This window comes from Pseudoroseicyclus sp. H15 (assembly GCF_054353345.1).
Genome location: NZ_JBTHJE010000001.1, coordinates 388574 through 404254, shown reverse-complemented (window position 1 = coordinate 404254; position 15681 = coordinate 388574). Strand labels below are relative to the sequence as shown.

At 67.4% G+C, this 15681-nt stretch carries 13 protein-coding genes and 1 tRNA gene; 8 read left to right on the top strand and 6 right to left on the bottom strand.

What is annotated here, in order from left to right:
- Nucleotides 1-331: 331 nt before the first annotated feature.
- A complete protein-coding gene (locus tag ACXN5S_RS01840; RefSeq protein WP_458603678.1) occupies nt 332-1312 on the top strand; it encodes a hypothetical protein in 981 nt (326 codons plus the stop codon).
- Nucleotides 1313-1361: 49 nt separating this feature from the next.
- On the opposite strand, the gene ACXN5S_RS01835 is transcribed toward ACXN5S_RS01840, so the two are convergent.
- From ACXN5S_RS01835 to ACXN5S_RS01815, 5 genes are all read right to left on the bottom strand, one after another.
- A tRNA-Thr gene (locus tag ACXN5S_RS01835) sits at nt 1362-1437 on the bottom strand.
- Between the two features lie 143 nt (nt 1438-1580).
- On the bottom strand, nt 1581-3482 hold the full coding sequence (locus ACXN5S_RS01830; RefSeq protein WP_458603677.1) for a M10 family metallopeptidase C-terminal domain-containing protein: 1902 nt from the start codon (nt 3480-3482) through the stop codon (nt 1581-1583).
- A gap of 147 nt (nt 3483-3629) precedes the next feature.
- Nucleotides 3630-5162, bottom strand: coding sequence for a heme biosynthesis HemY N-terminal domain-containing protein (locus ACXN5S_RS01825; RefSeq protein WP_458604069.1), 1533 nt, complete (start codon nt 5160-5162; stop codon nt 3630-3632).
- Nucleotides 5162-6838, bottom strand: a complete 1677-nt coding sequence (locus ACXN5S_RS01820) for a COG4223 family protein (RefSeq protein WP_458603676.1) — start codon at nt 6836-6838, stop codon at nt 5162-5164. The genes ACXN5S_RS01825 and ACXN5S_RS01820 overlap by 1 nt, the downstream gene beginning before the upstream one ends.
- 138 nt (nt 6839-6976) lie before the next feature.
- Nucleotides 6977-7651, bottom strand: a complete 675-nt coding sequence (locus ACXN5S_RS01815; RefSeq protein WP_458603675.1) for a uroporphyrinogen-III synthase — start codon at nt 7649-7651, stop codon at nt 6977-6979.
- Nucleotides 7652-7738: 87 nt separating this feature from the next.
- Between ACXN5S_RS01815 and tsaD the strand changes: the two genes are divergently transcribed.
- The 4 genes from tsaD (at nt 7739) to ACXN5S_RS01795 (ending at nt 11246) form a co-directional block, all read left to right on the top strand.
- Entirely contained in the window at nt 7739-8833 is a 1095-nt protein-coding gene (gene tsaD, locus ACXN5S_RS01810; protein WP_458603674.1) for a tRNA (adenosine(37)-N6)-threonylcarbamoyltransferase complex transferase subunit TsaD, read from the top strand.
- Nucleotides 8830-9789: an NAD(P)H-dependent glycerol-3-phosphate dehydrogenase gene (locus ACXN5S_RS01805; protein ID WP_458603673.1), complete on the top strand. Its 960-nt coding sequence runs from the start codon at nt 8830-8832 to the stop codon at nt 9787-9789. Before tsaD ends, ACXN5S_RS01805 begins: the two co-directional genes overlap by 4 nt.
- A 6-nt stretch (nt 9790-9795) precedes the next feature.
- Nucleotides 9796-10218, top strand: a complete 423-nt coding sequence (locus ACXN5S_RS01800; protein WP_458603672.1) for an EVE domain-containing protein — start codon at nt 9796-9798, stop codon at nt 10216-10218.
- Nucleotides 10219-10829: 611 nt separating this feature from the next.
- Nucleotides 10830-11246, top strand: a complete 417-nt coding sequence (locus ACXN5S_RS01795) for a DUF1761 domain-containing protein (RefSeq protein ID WP_458603671.1) — start codon at nt 10830-10832, stop codon at nt 11244-11246.
- A gap of 206 nt (nt 11247-11452) precedes the next feature.
- On the opposite strand, the gene ahcY is transcribed toward ACXN5S_RS01795, so the two are convergent.
- Complete coding sequence (gene ahcY / locus ACXN5S_RS01790) at nt 11453-12844, bottom strand: adenosylhomocysteinase (protein WP_458603670.1); 1392 nt, start codon at nt 12842-12844, stop codon at nt 11453-11455.
- Nucleotides 12845-13013: 169 nt separating this feature from the next.
- On the opposite strand from ahcY, the gene ACXN5S_RS01785 reads away from it, so the two are divergent.
- The 3 genes from ACXN5S_RS01785 (at nt 13014) to ACXN5S_RS01775 (ending at nt 15677) form a co-directional block, all read left to right on the top strand.
- Nucleotides 13014-13787: an HAD-IIB family hydrolase gene (locus tag ACXN5S_RS01785; RefSeq protein WP_458603669.1), complete on the top strand. Its 774-nt coding sequence runs from the start codon at nt 13014-13016 to the stop codon at nt 13785-13787.
- Nucleotides 13788-13795: 8 nt separating this feature from the next.
- On the top strand, nt 13796-15013 hold the full coding sequence (locus tag ACXN5S_RS01780) for a glycosyltransferase family protein (RefSeq protein ID WP_458603668.1): 1218 nt from the start codon (nt 13796-13798) through the stop codon (nt 15011-15013).
- A 73-nt stretch (nt 15014-15086) separates the two neighbouring features.
- Entirely contained in the window at nt 15087-15677 is a 591-nt protein-coding gene (locus tag ACXN5S_RS01775; protein ID WP_458603667.1) for an HD domain-containing protein, read from the top strand.
- The last annotated feature ends 4 nt before the right edge of the window (nt 15678-15681 follow it).

The following is a 15681-nucleotide window of genomic DNA, read 5'->3' as shown; positions in this document are numbered from 1 at the left end:
TTTTCAATGGGTTTTATGCAAACCTGCGGTGCCGTTTTAAGACCACATTAACGCCATCGACTTGGCCATCTCGGCGCCAAAGGTCAGCCACATTCGGAGAAGATTTCATTTTCCAAGACCGCGGCACGAGGAGTGCGAGATGGCGGGCATAGTCAGCAGGTCGCGGGCGATCGACAAAGGCTCGATCACCGCGATTGCTCTTGGTGGTGTAACGATTGCAATTTTGGCGTCACCGCTGTTGGCGGGCGCGGTTCTTCCTGAAGGCCTGTTTATCGGGCTGTTGCTGGCCGGCGTGGCAGCGATCCCCTTGGGGCTGTGGCATCGTCGTGCGATGCGCCGCCGCTATTGGCGCGGGTCGGGCGTGCGGCCCGAGCGGGGCAGCCGCCCCGGTGAGGGTGGCGTGCCCGAGCGCGCGGCGCTGGTCGCCGAGCTGTCGCGGCGGCTGCGCATCCCCGATTACGCACAGTTCCACGAGGGGCCGATCCCGGTTGAGCTGTTTGTCGCCAATGTCCTTCACGGCGGGCTCAAGCATTTCGGCGTCAGCCGCTTTGAAGATCTGAACGATTCCGCACTCATCGCGCTCTGGCTCGTGCTGCAGGTCATCGTCGCACCCGATACGCAGGCCGAAGCCGCCCTGTCGCATTTCATCGAGCCGCGTCAGGTGGGCGACCTGCGCACGAAGGCAGCGAAGATCGCGGCTGAGCGCGAGCGGTATCTGCGCGAGCGGCAGGCCTTCGACGCGGCCGTCCGTACCTGGCGGGCTGAGGGCAGGGTAGATCTCGGCGGCCACGGGCTGCTGGGTTTCGTGCTGGATCAGGCCGAGGCCGACCCGGCGCTCTGGCATGCGCTCGCCACCGAGATCGACCTCGACAGCAAGGATCAGCTCTCGACCGTGCTCTGGGCGATCACCCAGCCGGAGTGCAACGCCGGCACGCTCTGCGCCTTTCTCTCGGCGCTCGCCTCATCAGGCCGCCTGCCGGAGCTGATCGAGGCCGACAGAAGCTCGCATGGCATGGCGCTGACCCGGCGGGTCGGCCAGGCCATTCGCCGGTGGAACCACGGCTGGCCGGGTTCGCCCTGGCAGGCCTGCTCGATCAGCCATGGCCCCGCCACGGCGCAAAGCTGGGCCGCCGCAGTCGCAGCGGCCGAGGCCGTCTCTGGCCCGCTGGGCTGGGCCGAGCCCGAGGGGCTGTTCCGTGTCTGGCGCAACCCGGTGGATGCGCCTGCTCTGCATCATTGGGAGCCGGAGCTCGGCCTGATGGTGCCCAAGCCGCAGGAAGCCGACTACGTGCAATGGCGCGACGACCGCTAGGGCTTGGCCCTGGCGGTTCGTGATCTCGCGATGGTTTGGTGGGGGGAGCTGGTGCCGGTGAAGGGACTCGAACCCCCGACCCCATCATTACGAATGACGTGCTCTACCAACTGAGCTACACCGGCATCTCGGTCGCCGCAGCGGCCGATTTTCAGCTCCCGTCGCTGCTCCCTGCTGAGGGGAGCGCCGACCGTGCGGGCGGCACATAGCATCGGCGGGCCGAAGGGGAAAGCGCAATTTTGCGCCCCCTCCGGCCCGGCTGTTTCACCTAGAAGAAGGTGATGTCGTCGGCCAGCAACCCAGGGTTCGACAGACCCTGGAAGACGATGCTGCCGCCCTCCACCAGCCCGATAGACGTGCTGCCAGCAACCACACGAGCGTCGTCGATCAGTTCCTCTACGCTTGCGCTGGGATCGATCAGCAGATCGCGGTCGATGTAGATCGTGTCGAGGTCATTCTCGAAGTCATGGATCACGTCGACGCCGCCATCGGCATAGATGAAGACATCTGCACCGGCGCCGCCGTAGAGATCGTCATCCCCGGCGCCGCCGTCGATGGTGTCATTACCGAGCTTGGCCCAGATGATGTCATCGCCAGCATCGCCGTAGATGAAGTCGTCGTCGGCCTGGCCGTCGATCCGGTCGTTGCCCGAGCCGCCGTAGATCTCGTCAAAGCCCTGGCCACCGAGGATGCTGTCGTCATCGTCGCCGCCGTAGAGCATGTCGTCGCCGACAGAGCCGTTGAGGAAGTCATCGTGCCGGCCGCCGTAGAGCGTGTCGTTGCCCTCGCCGCCACCGAGATCGTCGATCCCGCCGTTGCCGAAGAGCGTATCGTCGCCGACGTTGCCCATCACGGTGTCGTCGCCGGTGTCGCCATACAGCGTGTCGTTGCTGCCGCCACCGTCGACCAGGTCGTGGTTGTCGCCGCCGCGCAGGAAGTCATCGCCCTGCCCGCCCTTCACGGTGTCGCGGCCGCCGCGGCCATCGGCCCAGTCCTTGCCGCCGCCGGCATAGAGGTAATCGTGGCCCTTGCCGCCGATCAGCGAATCGGCCTGCCAGCCGCCGTAGAGCTTGTCGTCGCCATTCTCGCCGAACAGCAGATCTTCGTCGTCATCGCCCTGCAGCCGGTCGTCGCCGTTGCCGCCATGGATCTCGTCACGGCCATTGTCGCCGTAGAGCAAATCGCTGCCGTTGCTGCCGAAGACCTTGTCGTTGCCGTTGCCGCCGAAGAGCCAATCGCGCGAGCCACCGCCTGAGATCTTGTCCTGACCGGCATTGCCGTAGATCGACGTGCCCGAGCCGTTGCCGTTGACAACATCGTCGCCCGAGCCGGCACTGTACTTCTCGATCACCGTGCCGGGCACGATGGCCATGTTGCCGGTCAGACCGTAGACATCGGAATAGCTGCCGGGGGCGAGCTTGACCGTCTGATCCCTGACATCGTCAGAGAAGTTGATGTGGTCCTTCCCGCCTTCGTCATAGATGGCGAAGGTGTTCGTCTTCGGCGAACCTGCTTTGTGGGCGAAGAAATCATCCAGATAGGTGCCGGTATTGGCGCCGACGCCATAGGTTGTGAAGCCGGCCGTCGGGCCGCCCTGCGTGGCGCCGTAGAGCAGCTGCATTGCCAGGATATCGGCCACCATCGGCGTGGCGGCGAGGGCGAGCGAGGCGCCGGAATTCGGGTTCGCCGTCTGGCTGAAATACGACATCAGCGTCGTGTGCCACGAATCGTGCACGAACTTGGCGTCTTGCGCGTATTTGGCCGAGACATCGTAATTGCCCGGGTGGCCGAGGCCGAGGGCATGGCCGATCTCGTGAACGTAGGTCTGAAAGCTGTAGCGCCCGATCGCATCGCCATTGCCCGCGCGGAAGCTCGAACTGATGTTGACGATCGCGCTGTCGGTCACGCCGCTGCTCGTGAAGCTGGCGTTGGTCACGGCGCCGGGGCTGGTGTTCTTGAACGTGATGTCGGCGTTGCCCGAGGGGCGGAAGGTGAGGTTCGCATAAAGCGACCAGGCCTCGAGCGCCGCTGTCACCTGCTCTTTGCCGGAAGGCGTGAGGCTGGAAATGTCGTACGTAATGACGGGCTGCTGAAACCGGTGCGGCACAGAGCCGATATCCAGCCAGTAACCGGCCGCCAGATAATTTGCGATTTGAACTTCTTGCGCCACGAGGCTCTCCCTGTTGACCGCCCGAACGAGCGGGTAACCAGACACGCCCCGCCGCGGGTCACGACGGGGTCAATGACCCAACCATGTCAACAAATCGTTCAAAACGATGGCCGACGGGCGATTTTGACACGGGATTATGGTTAATATTTATGCAGTCTTGGGCGCATCGTCCGGCGAGCCGGTGCTGGCGCCGTCCTGCTTCGCCTCCTCGGCCGCAACGACAGCCGGGTCGACATCGCCGGTCGTGTCTTCGGCGATCACGAGCGTGCCCTGCGCCGGTTCACCCGGCTCAGGCGCCACACCGGGCGCTTCGGCAAAGAGCGGCAGCATGTCTGCATTGCCGGGCATCACCAGCTCTTCGCGGGGCGGCGTGACCCAGGAGAGCGTATCGAAGCCACCGCAATTGTCGCAGATCGGCGCCCATTGCGCGTGGATATTGTGGCACTTGTCGCAAACCCATTGCGGGCCGCGCGGCGCCACCAGCGCCTTGGCAAGCCAGGCGCGCACGACCTTCTCGTCGGCCCCCGCGCCACGCTCGATGGTGGCCATCAGGGCCAGGTTGCGGGCGGTCGGGTCGGTCTCCGGCAGGTCGCCCAACGCCCGGCGGGCGGCCGGGAAATCTTCGGCGGCGATCTGCAGCTCGGCGAGCAGCATCTTGGTCTCGGGGTGGCTCGTCTGGCTCTTCGTGAGCGACGAGAAGCGCTTGAGGCGCTGCTGCGGCGTCTCATCGGGCTCGATCTCGGCGAAGGCGGCGGCAAGGTCGGGGTGCGGGTGCACCTCCCACGCCTTGCGCAGCACCCGCGTGGCATAACGCTTGTTGCCGGCCTTGATATAGGCGCGGGCGGCCATCACGGCAGCGGGGATGAGATCGGGCGACATGCGGTTCGCCTCGATCGAGGCCTCGCGCGCCTCGATGGTGCTCTCGTCGGAGAAGACGTCCTTCGCCTCGCTGAGGGCCAGCACGGCGTCGCGCCGCTTGTACACGTCGCGCGGCAGCGAGCCCGATTTCAGCTTGGCGCCCAGCGTGCTGCGCGCCCCGGCCCAGTCGTGGCTTTCGGCCTGCAGGCGCAGCAGAGTGTCCTGCACCTCTTCATGCCGGGGCTTCAGCTCGAAAGCCTTCTGCGCCAGCTTCAGCGCCGTCTCGCTGTCGCCCTCGGCCAGGCGCTGCTTCATGATGCCACGGATGCCCACGAAGCGCGTGCGCTCGTCGGCCAGCAGCTTCTTGTAGGTCTCCTCGGCCTTGCGCCGGTCGCCCGCCAGTTCGGCGGCCTGGGCGGTGAGGATGTTCGTCAGTTCCGGCCGGTCGAGCAGGCGCTCGGCGCGCTGCGCCTTGGTGATGGCCAGCTGCCCTTCGCCTGAGGCGAGCGCGACCATGCCATCGGCCAGCGCCGCAAAGCCCCGCCGCTCACGGTTGCGGTTAAAGTAGCGCGACACCGCCGTCTCGTCGCCATTGAGGAAATGCAGGAAGGCAATCAGCAGGCCGACGGCCTTGATGACCAGCCAGACCAGCAGCGCGAAGACCAGAAGGCCCAGAACCATCTGCAGCGGCGTCAGCGTGAATTCGAAGCCCGGCAGCGTGATGACGGCCTGGCCCGAGACTTCGAGCAATTGCACGGCGCCCCAGGTGGCCACCAGAACGGCGGCGATGAACAGGAGCAGCTTGATAAGGGACCAGAGCATCATTCACCTTCCGCGGCGGTTTCGCCTGCATTGATCTCGGCGACCACAGCCTCGGCGCCGGCGAGGGCCCGGGCGCGCAGGTCTGCGGCGGCGAGCCATTCCGTCATCGAGGCGCGCACCACTTCGGGCAGCGTGTTCAGTTCGGCCAGAGCGTCGTTCAGCCGGCCATCCTCCAGCGCCGCTTCGGCGCGGGAAAGGATGGCATCGGGCGCATCGCCGTCGCGCGGCTGCGTCGAGCGCACGGCGAACTGGTTGCGCATGAAGGCGGTGAAGCGGTTGCCCTCTTCGCCCGACAGCCCCTCCTCACGCGCCGTGGCCAGCCCGGCACGGGCCGCGGCGGGGTAGGTCTCGCGCAGCTCGGACAGCGTCGGCACGCCTTCGGGCGCGGCCTCGGCCAGAGCGGGGGGGATGTCGCCGCTATAGACGTTCTGGAACTCCGCCAGCGCCGCCTCATAGGGTGCGCCGGCTTCCAGCGCCGATTGGATGCGGGAGAGGCCGGCCAGCGAGGTGGCGCGCGCGGCGCTGGCCTCGGCGGCGGCCTGTACCTCGGCGGCCTGATCCTGCGCTTCCTGCATTCGCTGGGCGGCGTCATCGGCGAGCGCGCCGAAGCGTTCCTGCTGGTCGGCGATCTCGGCGCGAACGGAGTCGAGCTCGGCCTGCCAGGATTCGAGGGCCGTCTGCGTGAGCGTGCCATCGGCGGAGGGCGCGCGCTCGACTTCATCGATGCGGGTGCCCAGCGCCTCGATCTGGCCGGAAAGATCGGCGCGTAGCTCGTCCATGGCGGTGCTGTTGCTGTCGATAGCCGTCTGCAGCGGCGCCAGATCCGGCTCCTCGGGCGGCGGCGGGAGCGCGCCGAGCTCGGCCTGAAGATCGTCGATGCGGGTCTGCAGCGCGGCGATCTCCGACTCGCGGTCGCCGGCGGATTGTTCGGTCAGGTACCAGTGGGCGCCGTAGCCCAGCGCCGCGGCAACGACGCCGCCCAGCACCAGGGCCACGAAGCCGCCCCGACGGGCCGGCGGGGCGGCTGGCGTCTCCCGCGGTGCCGGCTCTGCGGCGGGCGGAGTGCTTTCCGAGGGCGCCTTGCGCGCGGTCGGCACGGAGGAGGCGACGGGCGCCGCTTGCTCTTCTTCCGGCTCGTCCACGGGGGCGGCCGGCGGTGCGTCGGCGGCGGGGGGCTCTTCTTCCGCTTTCGCCTCGGCGATCACCTCGTCCGGCGGCGTGCGGCCCCAGTCGGCCACGGCGGCGCGCTCGGCCACGCCAAGGCTGTCCGTCTCGTCCGGCGGCGGGGGAATCTCATCGGGCGCGCCCGGCGGCTGTTCGCCCGGGCTGCCGGGGATGTGGCCGGGGCCCGGCACTTCGGAGGGAGAGGGCGGCAGCTCGCTCGGCGTTGCCGGAGCTTCTTCGCTCGGGCCGGTCTCACCGGGGATCTCGATGGGTGATTCCTCCGCCGGGGTCTCTTCCGGCGGCGACTCGGGCAGCGCGTCGGGGTCGAGATCGGGCGCCTCCTGCGGCGCGGGTTCGGGAACCTCGTTCGGCTCCGGCGGGCGATCGGGGTTTTCCTGCGGCGAATCGGGCGCGGGCGTTTCTTCCGGTTTGTCGGGGCCGCCGACGATCTCGGCGTCCTCGATCCCGGCTGGGCTGGTCTTTCCCGATCGGCCCTTCGATGATCTTGCCACGCCTCGCCCCTTCGCTTTGTGCGCCGCACTGGCGCTGTTCCCTGAAAACTAGTCCGCATGACCGCCCGCCTCAAGCGCTGCACCGCCGCAAAGCGCCGCAGAGGCCGTGGCGCGGACAATGGTACCGGCCCTGCCGCCTTATAGCGCGGCGATCACCCGCCGCACCGCCGCCCGCATCTCTCGCCCGTCGGGGCTTGCGGCCAGCTCGATCCGGCGGGGGCGGAGCGGCTGCGCGGCCGAGGCGACCTCTTCGCTCATCGCCACCACCGTGACCGGCGCGCTCACCTCAGCCTCCGCCGCCACCAGCGTGGCCGAGCGGGGCGAGAAGAGGGGCAGCACAACGGGCCGGTCGCCGGCCAACGCTGCCCGCGCCTCAGCCGTCAGCGACCGCGGCTCCTGCACATAGACGATGCGCTCCTGCGCCCCCAGCCGCCGGGCCACGTCGCCGCGGGCATGGGCGCCGCGCAGATGCAGCAGGTTCAGATCCGGCGGATGCTCCGACATCGCGGCCACCAGCGCCTCGGCCGTGCTGGCCACAAACACCGGCTCGGCCCCAGCCGCCGCAGCCGCCTTTGCAGTGCGCTGGCCGACACACCAGGCCGGCAGGCCGGGCGTGAGGCTGGCGACAGCGAAGGCGGCATTTTCGGAGGTGAGGATCAGCCCGTCGGGCACCGGATCGGGCAGCGCGAAGGGGCGGCGCAGCACCGCCATGATGGGCGAGATCAAGCAATCAGCCCCGACGTCGCCCAGCTCCGCCTGAAAGCGCCGGGCGGCCGCATCTGGCCGCGTGATGATCAGCCACGGTCGCGCCACCTCGGCTGCCCTCCTCTCCGCAGGGCGCCATTGTTCGCACCCTGCCCCGATGTTACCTCGCTGAGACACAGCCGCAATGGGAGCGACATGGGCCAGACCCTCACCCTCTTGGGCATCGAATCGAGCTGCGACGACACCGCCGCCGCCATCGTGCGGATTGCGGAGGGGCGGGGCGAGATCCTCTCCAACGTCGTCATGAGCCAGGAGGCGCTGCATGCGGCCTTCGGCGGCGTGGTGCCCGAGATCGCCGCCCGCGCACATGCCGAGAAGCTCGATCTGGCGGTTGAGGCGGCTCTGGAGCAGGCCGGGCTGGGCCTGACGCAGCTGGACGGCATCGCCGTGACCGCCGGGCCCGGGCTAATCGGCGGGGTGCTGTCGGGCGTGATGCTCGCCAAGGGTCTGAGCGCCGCCACGGGGCTGCCGCTGATCGGGGTGAACCACCTGGCCGGCCATGCGCTGACGCCGCGGCTCACCGACGGGCTGAGCTATCCCTACCTCACGCTCCTCGTCTCCGGCGGGCATTGCCAGTTTCTCATCGTGCGCTCGGCGACGGAGTTCACCCGCCTCGGCGGCACCATCGACGATGCGCCGGGCGAGGCCTTCGACAAGGCCGCGCGCCTGCTGGGCCTGCCCCAGCCGGGCGGGCCGCATGTCGAACGGGCGGCAGCCAAGGGCGACGCGGCCCGTTTCGATCTGCCCCGACCGCTGCTCGACCGGCCCGATTGCGACATGTCCTTCTCCGGCCTCAAGACGGCACTGCTGCGGGCCCGCGACCGGCTGGTGACCGAGCAGGGCGGGCTCGGTGCGCAGGACGTGGCCGACCTCTCCGCCGCCTTCCAGGCCGCCGTCACCGATATCCTCGCCGCCAAGGCGCGGCGGGCCCTGAAACTCTACCTCGAGCTGGCCCCCGAAGCCCCCGCACTCGCCGTCGCCGGCGGCGTCGCAGCGAACCAATCCATCCGCGCCGCGTTGGAGACAGAGGCGGCGAGTGCCGGCGTGGCCTTTGCGGCGCCTCCCCTCGCGCTCTGTACCGATAATGCCGCGATGATCGCCTATGCCGGCGGCTTGCGGCTGGCGGAGGGGCTGGTCGACGATCTTAGCCTCTGTGCCCGGCCGCGCTGGCCGCTGGACGAAACCGCCGCGCCGATGATCGGCTCGGGCAAAAAAGGGGCCAAGGCATGAGCATCGCCGTCGCCGGAGCCGGAGCCTTCGGCACCGCGCTCGCCATCGCCGAGGGGCTCGCCGGGCGTGAGGTTGTCCTCTGGGGCCGCGACGCCGCGGTGATCGCCGAGGCGAAACAGACCCGCCGCCTGCCTCGCCTGCCAGAGGCCGAGCTGCCCGAGAGCGTTCGGCTGACCTCTGACCTGAGCGATCTGGCCGAGTCCGAAGCCGTGCTGCTCGCGGTCCCTGCCCAGGCCCTCCGTGGGTTTCTGTCGACGGCGCCCATGCTGGGCGGGCGCCCCCTGGTGGTCTGCGCCAAGGGGATCGACCTGGAAACGGTCACCGGCCCCACCGCGCTGATCGAGGCCGCGCTGCCCGGTTCCCCCGCCGCCGTGATGACCGGCCCCTCCTTCGCCGCCGATATCGCGCGCGGCCTGCCGACCGCCCTGACGCTAGCCTGCGGCGACGACAGCTGCTCGGAGCATCTGCAGCACCTGCTCTCCACCCCCTCTCTGCGCCTCTACCGCTCGACCGACGTGACGGGCGCCGAGCTGGGCGGGGCCCTGAAGAATGTCATGGCCATCGCCTGCGGCGCTGCCATGGGCGCCAAGCTCGGCGAAAGCGCCCGCGCCGCCCTGCTCACCCGGGGCTTCGCCGAGATGCAGCGCCTCGCCCTCGCCCTTGGCGCGCGGGCAGAGACGCTCGCCGGCCTTTCCGGCTTCGGCGACCTCGTGCTCACGGCCACTTCCGCCGGCTCGCGCAATTACCGTTATGGCCTCGCCGTCGGCTCGGGCGAAGGTTTCGACCCTTCGGTCACCGTCGAGGGCGCCGCCACTGCCGGTGCCGCGATGGCGCTGGCGGAGCGCATCGGGGTGGATCTGCCGATCACCGGTGCCGTTGCTGCGCTGGTCGCCGGCGAGGCCGATGTGGCCGAGGTGCTGGCCGGGCTACTCTCACGACCGCTGAAAGAGGAATAGAATCGCATGGCCAAATGGCTCTTCAAATCCGAACCCGATGTCTGGTCGTGGGACGATCAGGTCGCCCGCGGCGATGAAGGCGAACAGTGGGATGGCGTGCGCAATTACCAGGCCCGCAACAACATGCGAGCGATGGAAGAGGGCGATCAGGGCTTCTTCTACCATTCCCGCACGGGGCTGGAGATCGTGGGCATTGTCGAGGTCTGCAACCGCGCTCATCCGGATTCCACCACCGATGACGAGCGCTGGGAATGCGTCGATATCCGCGCCGTCGAACCGCTGAAACGGGCGGTGACGATGAAGGAAATCAAGGCCGAGCCGCGCCTGAAAGACATGGTGCTCGCCAACAACTCCCGCCTGTCGGTTCAGCCTGTGACTGAAGAGGAATGGGCGGTCATTCTCGAGTTGTCTAAAAATGAAAGCGTTTGACAGGAACCCATTGAGCCTGCGTTAACTTCTCTAATCGTACGTGTCGGTGTGGGAGGAGCCCGCCATGCGTGACGTTAATGAGAGAATTGAGACGAGGCCGGGGGTTGGCCATTTCGAGGGTTGGTGGATCGTTCCCGCCAGCGTCTTCGGTGCGCTTGCATGGCTGGCGCCTGTAGCTGCGCTCGCCAGCCGGTTCTAGATGGCCTGCTTGGGGCGCTTGCTTCGGGCTAACTTGGCCTAGTCCGTTGTTCCGCAATACTTCTGTCTTTCGCTCTGCACATTGGCTGCACAGGCGATGGTCGCCTCTGCACGAGAGCTGGGCGACCGCCCTGCCGTACTCAGCGCGAGCCGGCGCTAGCCTGCTTCTGACACCTGCTCAGGAGCCTTGCGTATGATTGCCCAACTTCACCGCCCCGCCCGTTTCCGCCGCGTAGGCCTAATATCAGGGCGGCCGGCCGCGGGCTGGTGGATCGCCCCCGCCGCACTCTTTGGCACGATCTTCTGGGCTGGCCTGCTTGCCGCTTTCGTCTGAGGGAACGGGCCAAGCCCTATTCCCAAAGCGTACCGTCCATGCCATTGCCATGTTGGTATCAACATAGTGGATGGTTTCGATGGGCATTCTCGGGATAATCGCTGCCGCACTGGCGGCATGGCTCTTCGGCGCTGTCTGGTACATGCTTCTCGCGAAACCCTGGGCAGAGGCCGCAGGCCTGAAGCGTGACGTGGAGGGCCGGCCGCAGACGCAGGGCAGCGCGTTGCCCTATGTGCTCTCGGTCATCGCTATGCTGATCGTCGCGACCTTCATGCAGCACATCTTCCGCGCCACCGGCATCGCCACCTGGCACGGCGGGCTCACCTCTGGCCTCGGCGTGGGGCTGTTCTTCATCGCGCCCTGGACGATGATGAACTACGCCTACACCTTCCGGCCGTTCAAACTGACGCTGATCGACGGCGGCTATGCGGTGTTCGGCTGCGGGATCATGGGCCTCGTGCTGGCGCTGCTCAGCCCCGCCGTCGTGGTCGTCTGATGTGAAATGGGCCCCGGCACAAATGCCGAGGCCCCCACTCACCCCCGCGCCTCCAGGCACGCGGTCCCAGCGCCTATCTGACAGCTCTCCGCCAAAATCACGTTACCGGCCCGTATCTTGATCGGCGGAGTGCTTCGGATTTTAGCGAACCCGCAAAGCAAAAGGGCGCCACCTGGGCGCCCCTTTCGTTTCGCAAGTCGGCCCGCTCAGTAGCGGTAATGCTCGGGCTTGAACGGCCCTTCGACCGTCACGCCAATGTAGGCGGCCTGCTCGGGCTGCAGCTCCGTCAGGCGCACGCCGATCCGGTCGAGATGCAGACGCGCCACCTTCTCGTCCAGATGCTTGGGCAGGATGTAGACGCCGGGCTGATATTCCTCGCCCTTCGTCCAGAGCTCGATCTGCGCGAGCACCTGGTTGGTGAACGAGGCGCTCATCACGAAGCTGGGGTGGCCGGTGGCGTTGCCGAGGTTCAAGAGGCGCCCTTGCGAGAGCAGGATGATCCGGTTGCCGGACGGCATCGAGATCATGTCGACCTGATCCTTGATGTTCGTCCACTTGTGGTTGCGCAGGCTGGCCACCTGAATCTCGTTGTCGAAATGGCCGATGTTGCCGACGATCGCCATGTCCTTCATCTCGCGCATATGCTCGATGCGGATGACGTCGCGGTTGCCGGTGGTGGTGACGAAGATATCCGCCGTGGCGACGACATCTTCCAGCCGCACCACCTCGAACCCGTCCATCGCGGCCTGAAGGGCGCAGATCGGGTCGACCTCCGTCACCTTCACGCGGGCGCCGGCGCCGGCGAGCGAGGCGGCGGAGCCCTTGCCCACGTCGCCATAGCCGCAGACGACGGCGACCTTGCCGGCCATCATCACGTCGGTCGCGCGGCGGATGCCGTCGACCAGCGATTCCTTGCAGCCGTACTTGTTGTCGAACTTCGACTTGGTCACCGAGTCGTTCACGTTGATCGCCGGGAAGGGCAGCAGGCCCTTCTTGTGCAGATCGTACAGGCGATGCACGCCCGTGGTGGTCTCTTCGGAAACACCTTTGATCGCGTCGCGCGTCTTGGTGAACCAGCCGGGGCTTTCCTTCATGCGCTTCTTGATCTGCGCGAAGATCGCCTCTTCCTCTTCCGAGGTCGGCGCTTCGATCAGGCCGGTCTCGCCAGCTTCGACGCGGGCGCCGAGCAGCACGTAGAGCGTCGCATCGCCGCCATCGTCGAGGATCATGTTGGCGCCTTCGGGGAACTGGAAGGAGCGGTCGAGGTAATCCCAATGCTCTTCAAGGGTTTGCCCCTTCACGGCGAACACCGGCGTGCCGCCCGCGGCAATGGCGGCGGCGGCGTGGTCCTGCGTCGAGAAGATGTTGCACGACGCCCAGCGCACATCGGCGCCCAGCTCGACCAGCGTCTCGATGAGCACGGCGGTCTGAATGGTCATGTGCAGCGAGCCGACGATGCGCGCGCCTTTCAGCGGCTTCGAGGCGCCGTATTCCTCACGCGTGGCCATGAGGCCCGGCATCTCGGTCTCGGCAATGTCGAGTTCCTTGCGGCCATACTCGGCGAGGTTGATGTCACGGACAACGTAATCTTCGGCCATTCTGTGCGCTCCTGAAAGGAAATACGGATCGGCTCATACCAACATGCCGAAGGGTTAGAAACCCGTGTTCAACGGGGCGGATTGCCGCCCGCGCGGCAGAGATTTCTGCACCAGCGTAATGATCGAAGGGAGATTGCCGCGGTGCAGAGCCGCGGCTAGGCTCTTGCCAATGCCCAGGCTCGCCATCTTCACCGATCTCGACGGCACGCTGCTCGATCACGAGAGCTACGCCTGGGCGCCGGCCGCCGGCTGCCTGGCCCGGCTGCAACGCCTCGGCATCCCGCTGGTGCTGGCCTCGTCGAAAACGGCGGCCGAGATCGCGCCGCTGCGAGAAGAGATGGGCTTCGCGCACTGCCCCGCCATCGTGGAAAACGGCGCCGGCGTTCTGCCTGCGGGCGAGGAGGACGTGCCGGGCGAGGATTACGCGGCCCTGATGCAGATCCTCAGCGGGCGGCCTGTCGCGCATCGCGATTTCAAGGGTTTCCACCAGATGAGCGAGGCGGAGGTCGCCGCTGCCACAGGCCTTGGCGAGGCCGAGGCCTCCCGCGCCAAGGCTCGCCAGTTCTCCGAACCCGGCCTCTGGACGGGCAGCGAGGAAGACCGCGCCGCCTTTCTGCAAGAGCTGGCGGAAGACGGGGTGCATGCCCGCGCGGGCGGGCGGTTCCTCACCCTCTCTTTCGGGCGCACCAAGGCGCAGGCCATGGCAGAGCTGGCGCCCTCGCTCGGCGCGGAGACGACCGTCGCCCTCGGCGACGCGCCCAACGATGTCGAGATGCTGGAAGCTGCCGATATCGGCATCATCATCGCCAACCCCGCGCACCCGCCTCTGCCCCTGCTGGCGGGCGAGGGCGAAGGGCGCATCACCCGGTCAACGCTCACCGGGCCCGATGGCTGGGCCGATGAGGTGAGCCGCATCCTCGATACCTTTCAGCTCAGCGAGTAGGAGCCCCCTTGGCCGACTTCCACCAGAACGGCAATGTCGCCACGCTGCACAACCTCGCCACCCGCCGGGTGGAGGAGATGAGCCACGAGATCAGCTCGATGGCCCGCGACCGGCCCGTCACGCTGATCCTGCCCTGCCTGTTCTCCGAGCTGGAGGGCGAGGCCATCGGCCGGATCGTGGATGAGCTCAACGAGCTGCCCTGGCTGCACCGCGTCATCATCGGGCTCGACCGGGCGGATACGGCGCAATACCGCGAGGCCGCGGCCTTCTTCAGTCGCCTGCGCCACAACCACGTGGTGATCTGGAACGACAGCCCCGCACAGCTCGCCATCGGCGACCGGCTGAAGGAGCTGGGCCTCTACCCCTCCGAGCCCGGCAAGGGGAAAAACGTGTGGACCTGCCTCGGCTACAACATGGCCTTCCGCGACTCGGCGGTGGTGGCGATCCATGATTGCGACATCACGACCTACCACCGGGATATGCTGACCCGCCTCGTCTACCCGGTGCTAAACCCGAACCTGCCCTACCAGATGTCGAAGGGCTTCTACCCCCGCATCGGCGGCGGCAAGATGAACGGCCGCGTCACGCGGCTGCTCGTCTCGCCCATGCTCATCGCGCTGAAGAAGGTGATCGGCGACCGGGACTACATCGATTTCCTCCGCGGCTTCCGCTACCCGCTGTCGGGCGAGATGGCGATGCGCTCGGTCATGCTGCCCGACCTGCGCATCCCGTCGGACTGGGGGCTGGAGATCGGGATATTGTCGGAGGCGTGGCGCAACCTCGCGCCCAAGTCGGTCTGCCAGGTCGAGATCGCCGACAATTACGACCACAAGCACCAGGAGCTCAGCGAGGCCGACGCCAACACCGGCCTCTCCCGCATGAGCACCGACATCTGCAAGGCGCTGTTCCGCAAGCTCGCCGCCGACGGGACGGTCTTCACGCCCAACATCTTCCGCTCGCTCAAGGCCACCTACTACCGCACGGCGCTGGACCTCCTGGAGCATTACGACGCCGACGCCACGATGAACGGCCTGCAGCTCGACCGGCACAAGGAGGAGCGGGCGATCGAGCTTTTCGCCGAGAACCTGATGCGGGCCGGCCAGATCTTCCTCGAGAACCCTTTCGAATCGCCCTTCATCCCGGCGTGGAACCGCGTCCACTCCGCCGATCCCGGCCTGATGGACGACATGCTGAAGGCGCTCGAAGAGGACAAGGCGGTCCTGTGAGGGCGGCGGAAACCATATGGTTTCCGCGCGCGAATTCCATATGGAATTCGCCGCCTGGGGAGGGAGGCGCAGCATGAAAACCCCGCGCGCCTGGCAACGTATGCTTTCTGGCCGCCGGCTCGACCTGCTCGATCCAGCGCCGCTCGACATCGAAATTGAGGACATCGCCCACGGCCTGTCCTTCGTCGCCCGCTGGAACGGGCAGACCCGCGGCGACTGGCCCTATTCCGTCGCTGAGCATTCGCTGCTGGTGGAAGAGATCTTCGGCCGCCTCTACCCCGCCGAGCCTGTGCGCTGGCGGCTGGCGGCCCTGCTGCACGATGCGCCGGAATACGTGATCGGCGACATGATCTCGCCGGTGAAATCCGCCATTGGCCCCGATTACGGCGCGCTGGATGAGCGGCTGACAGCGGCGGTGCATCTGCGCTTCGGCCTGCCGGCGATGCTGCCGAAGGAAGTGAAGCGCAAGATCAAGCGGGCCGACAAGGTGAGCGCCTGGCTGGAGGCGGTCTCTATCGCCGGCTTTACAGAAGAGGAGGCGACCCGGTTCTTCGGCCGCCTCCCGAAGGCCGCCGGCGACGGCCTTGGCATCATCCTGCGCCCGCCGCTGGAGGCGCGCGCCGATTACATCGCGCGCCACGCCGCTTTGCTTGCCGCGCTGTAGCGGC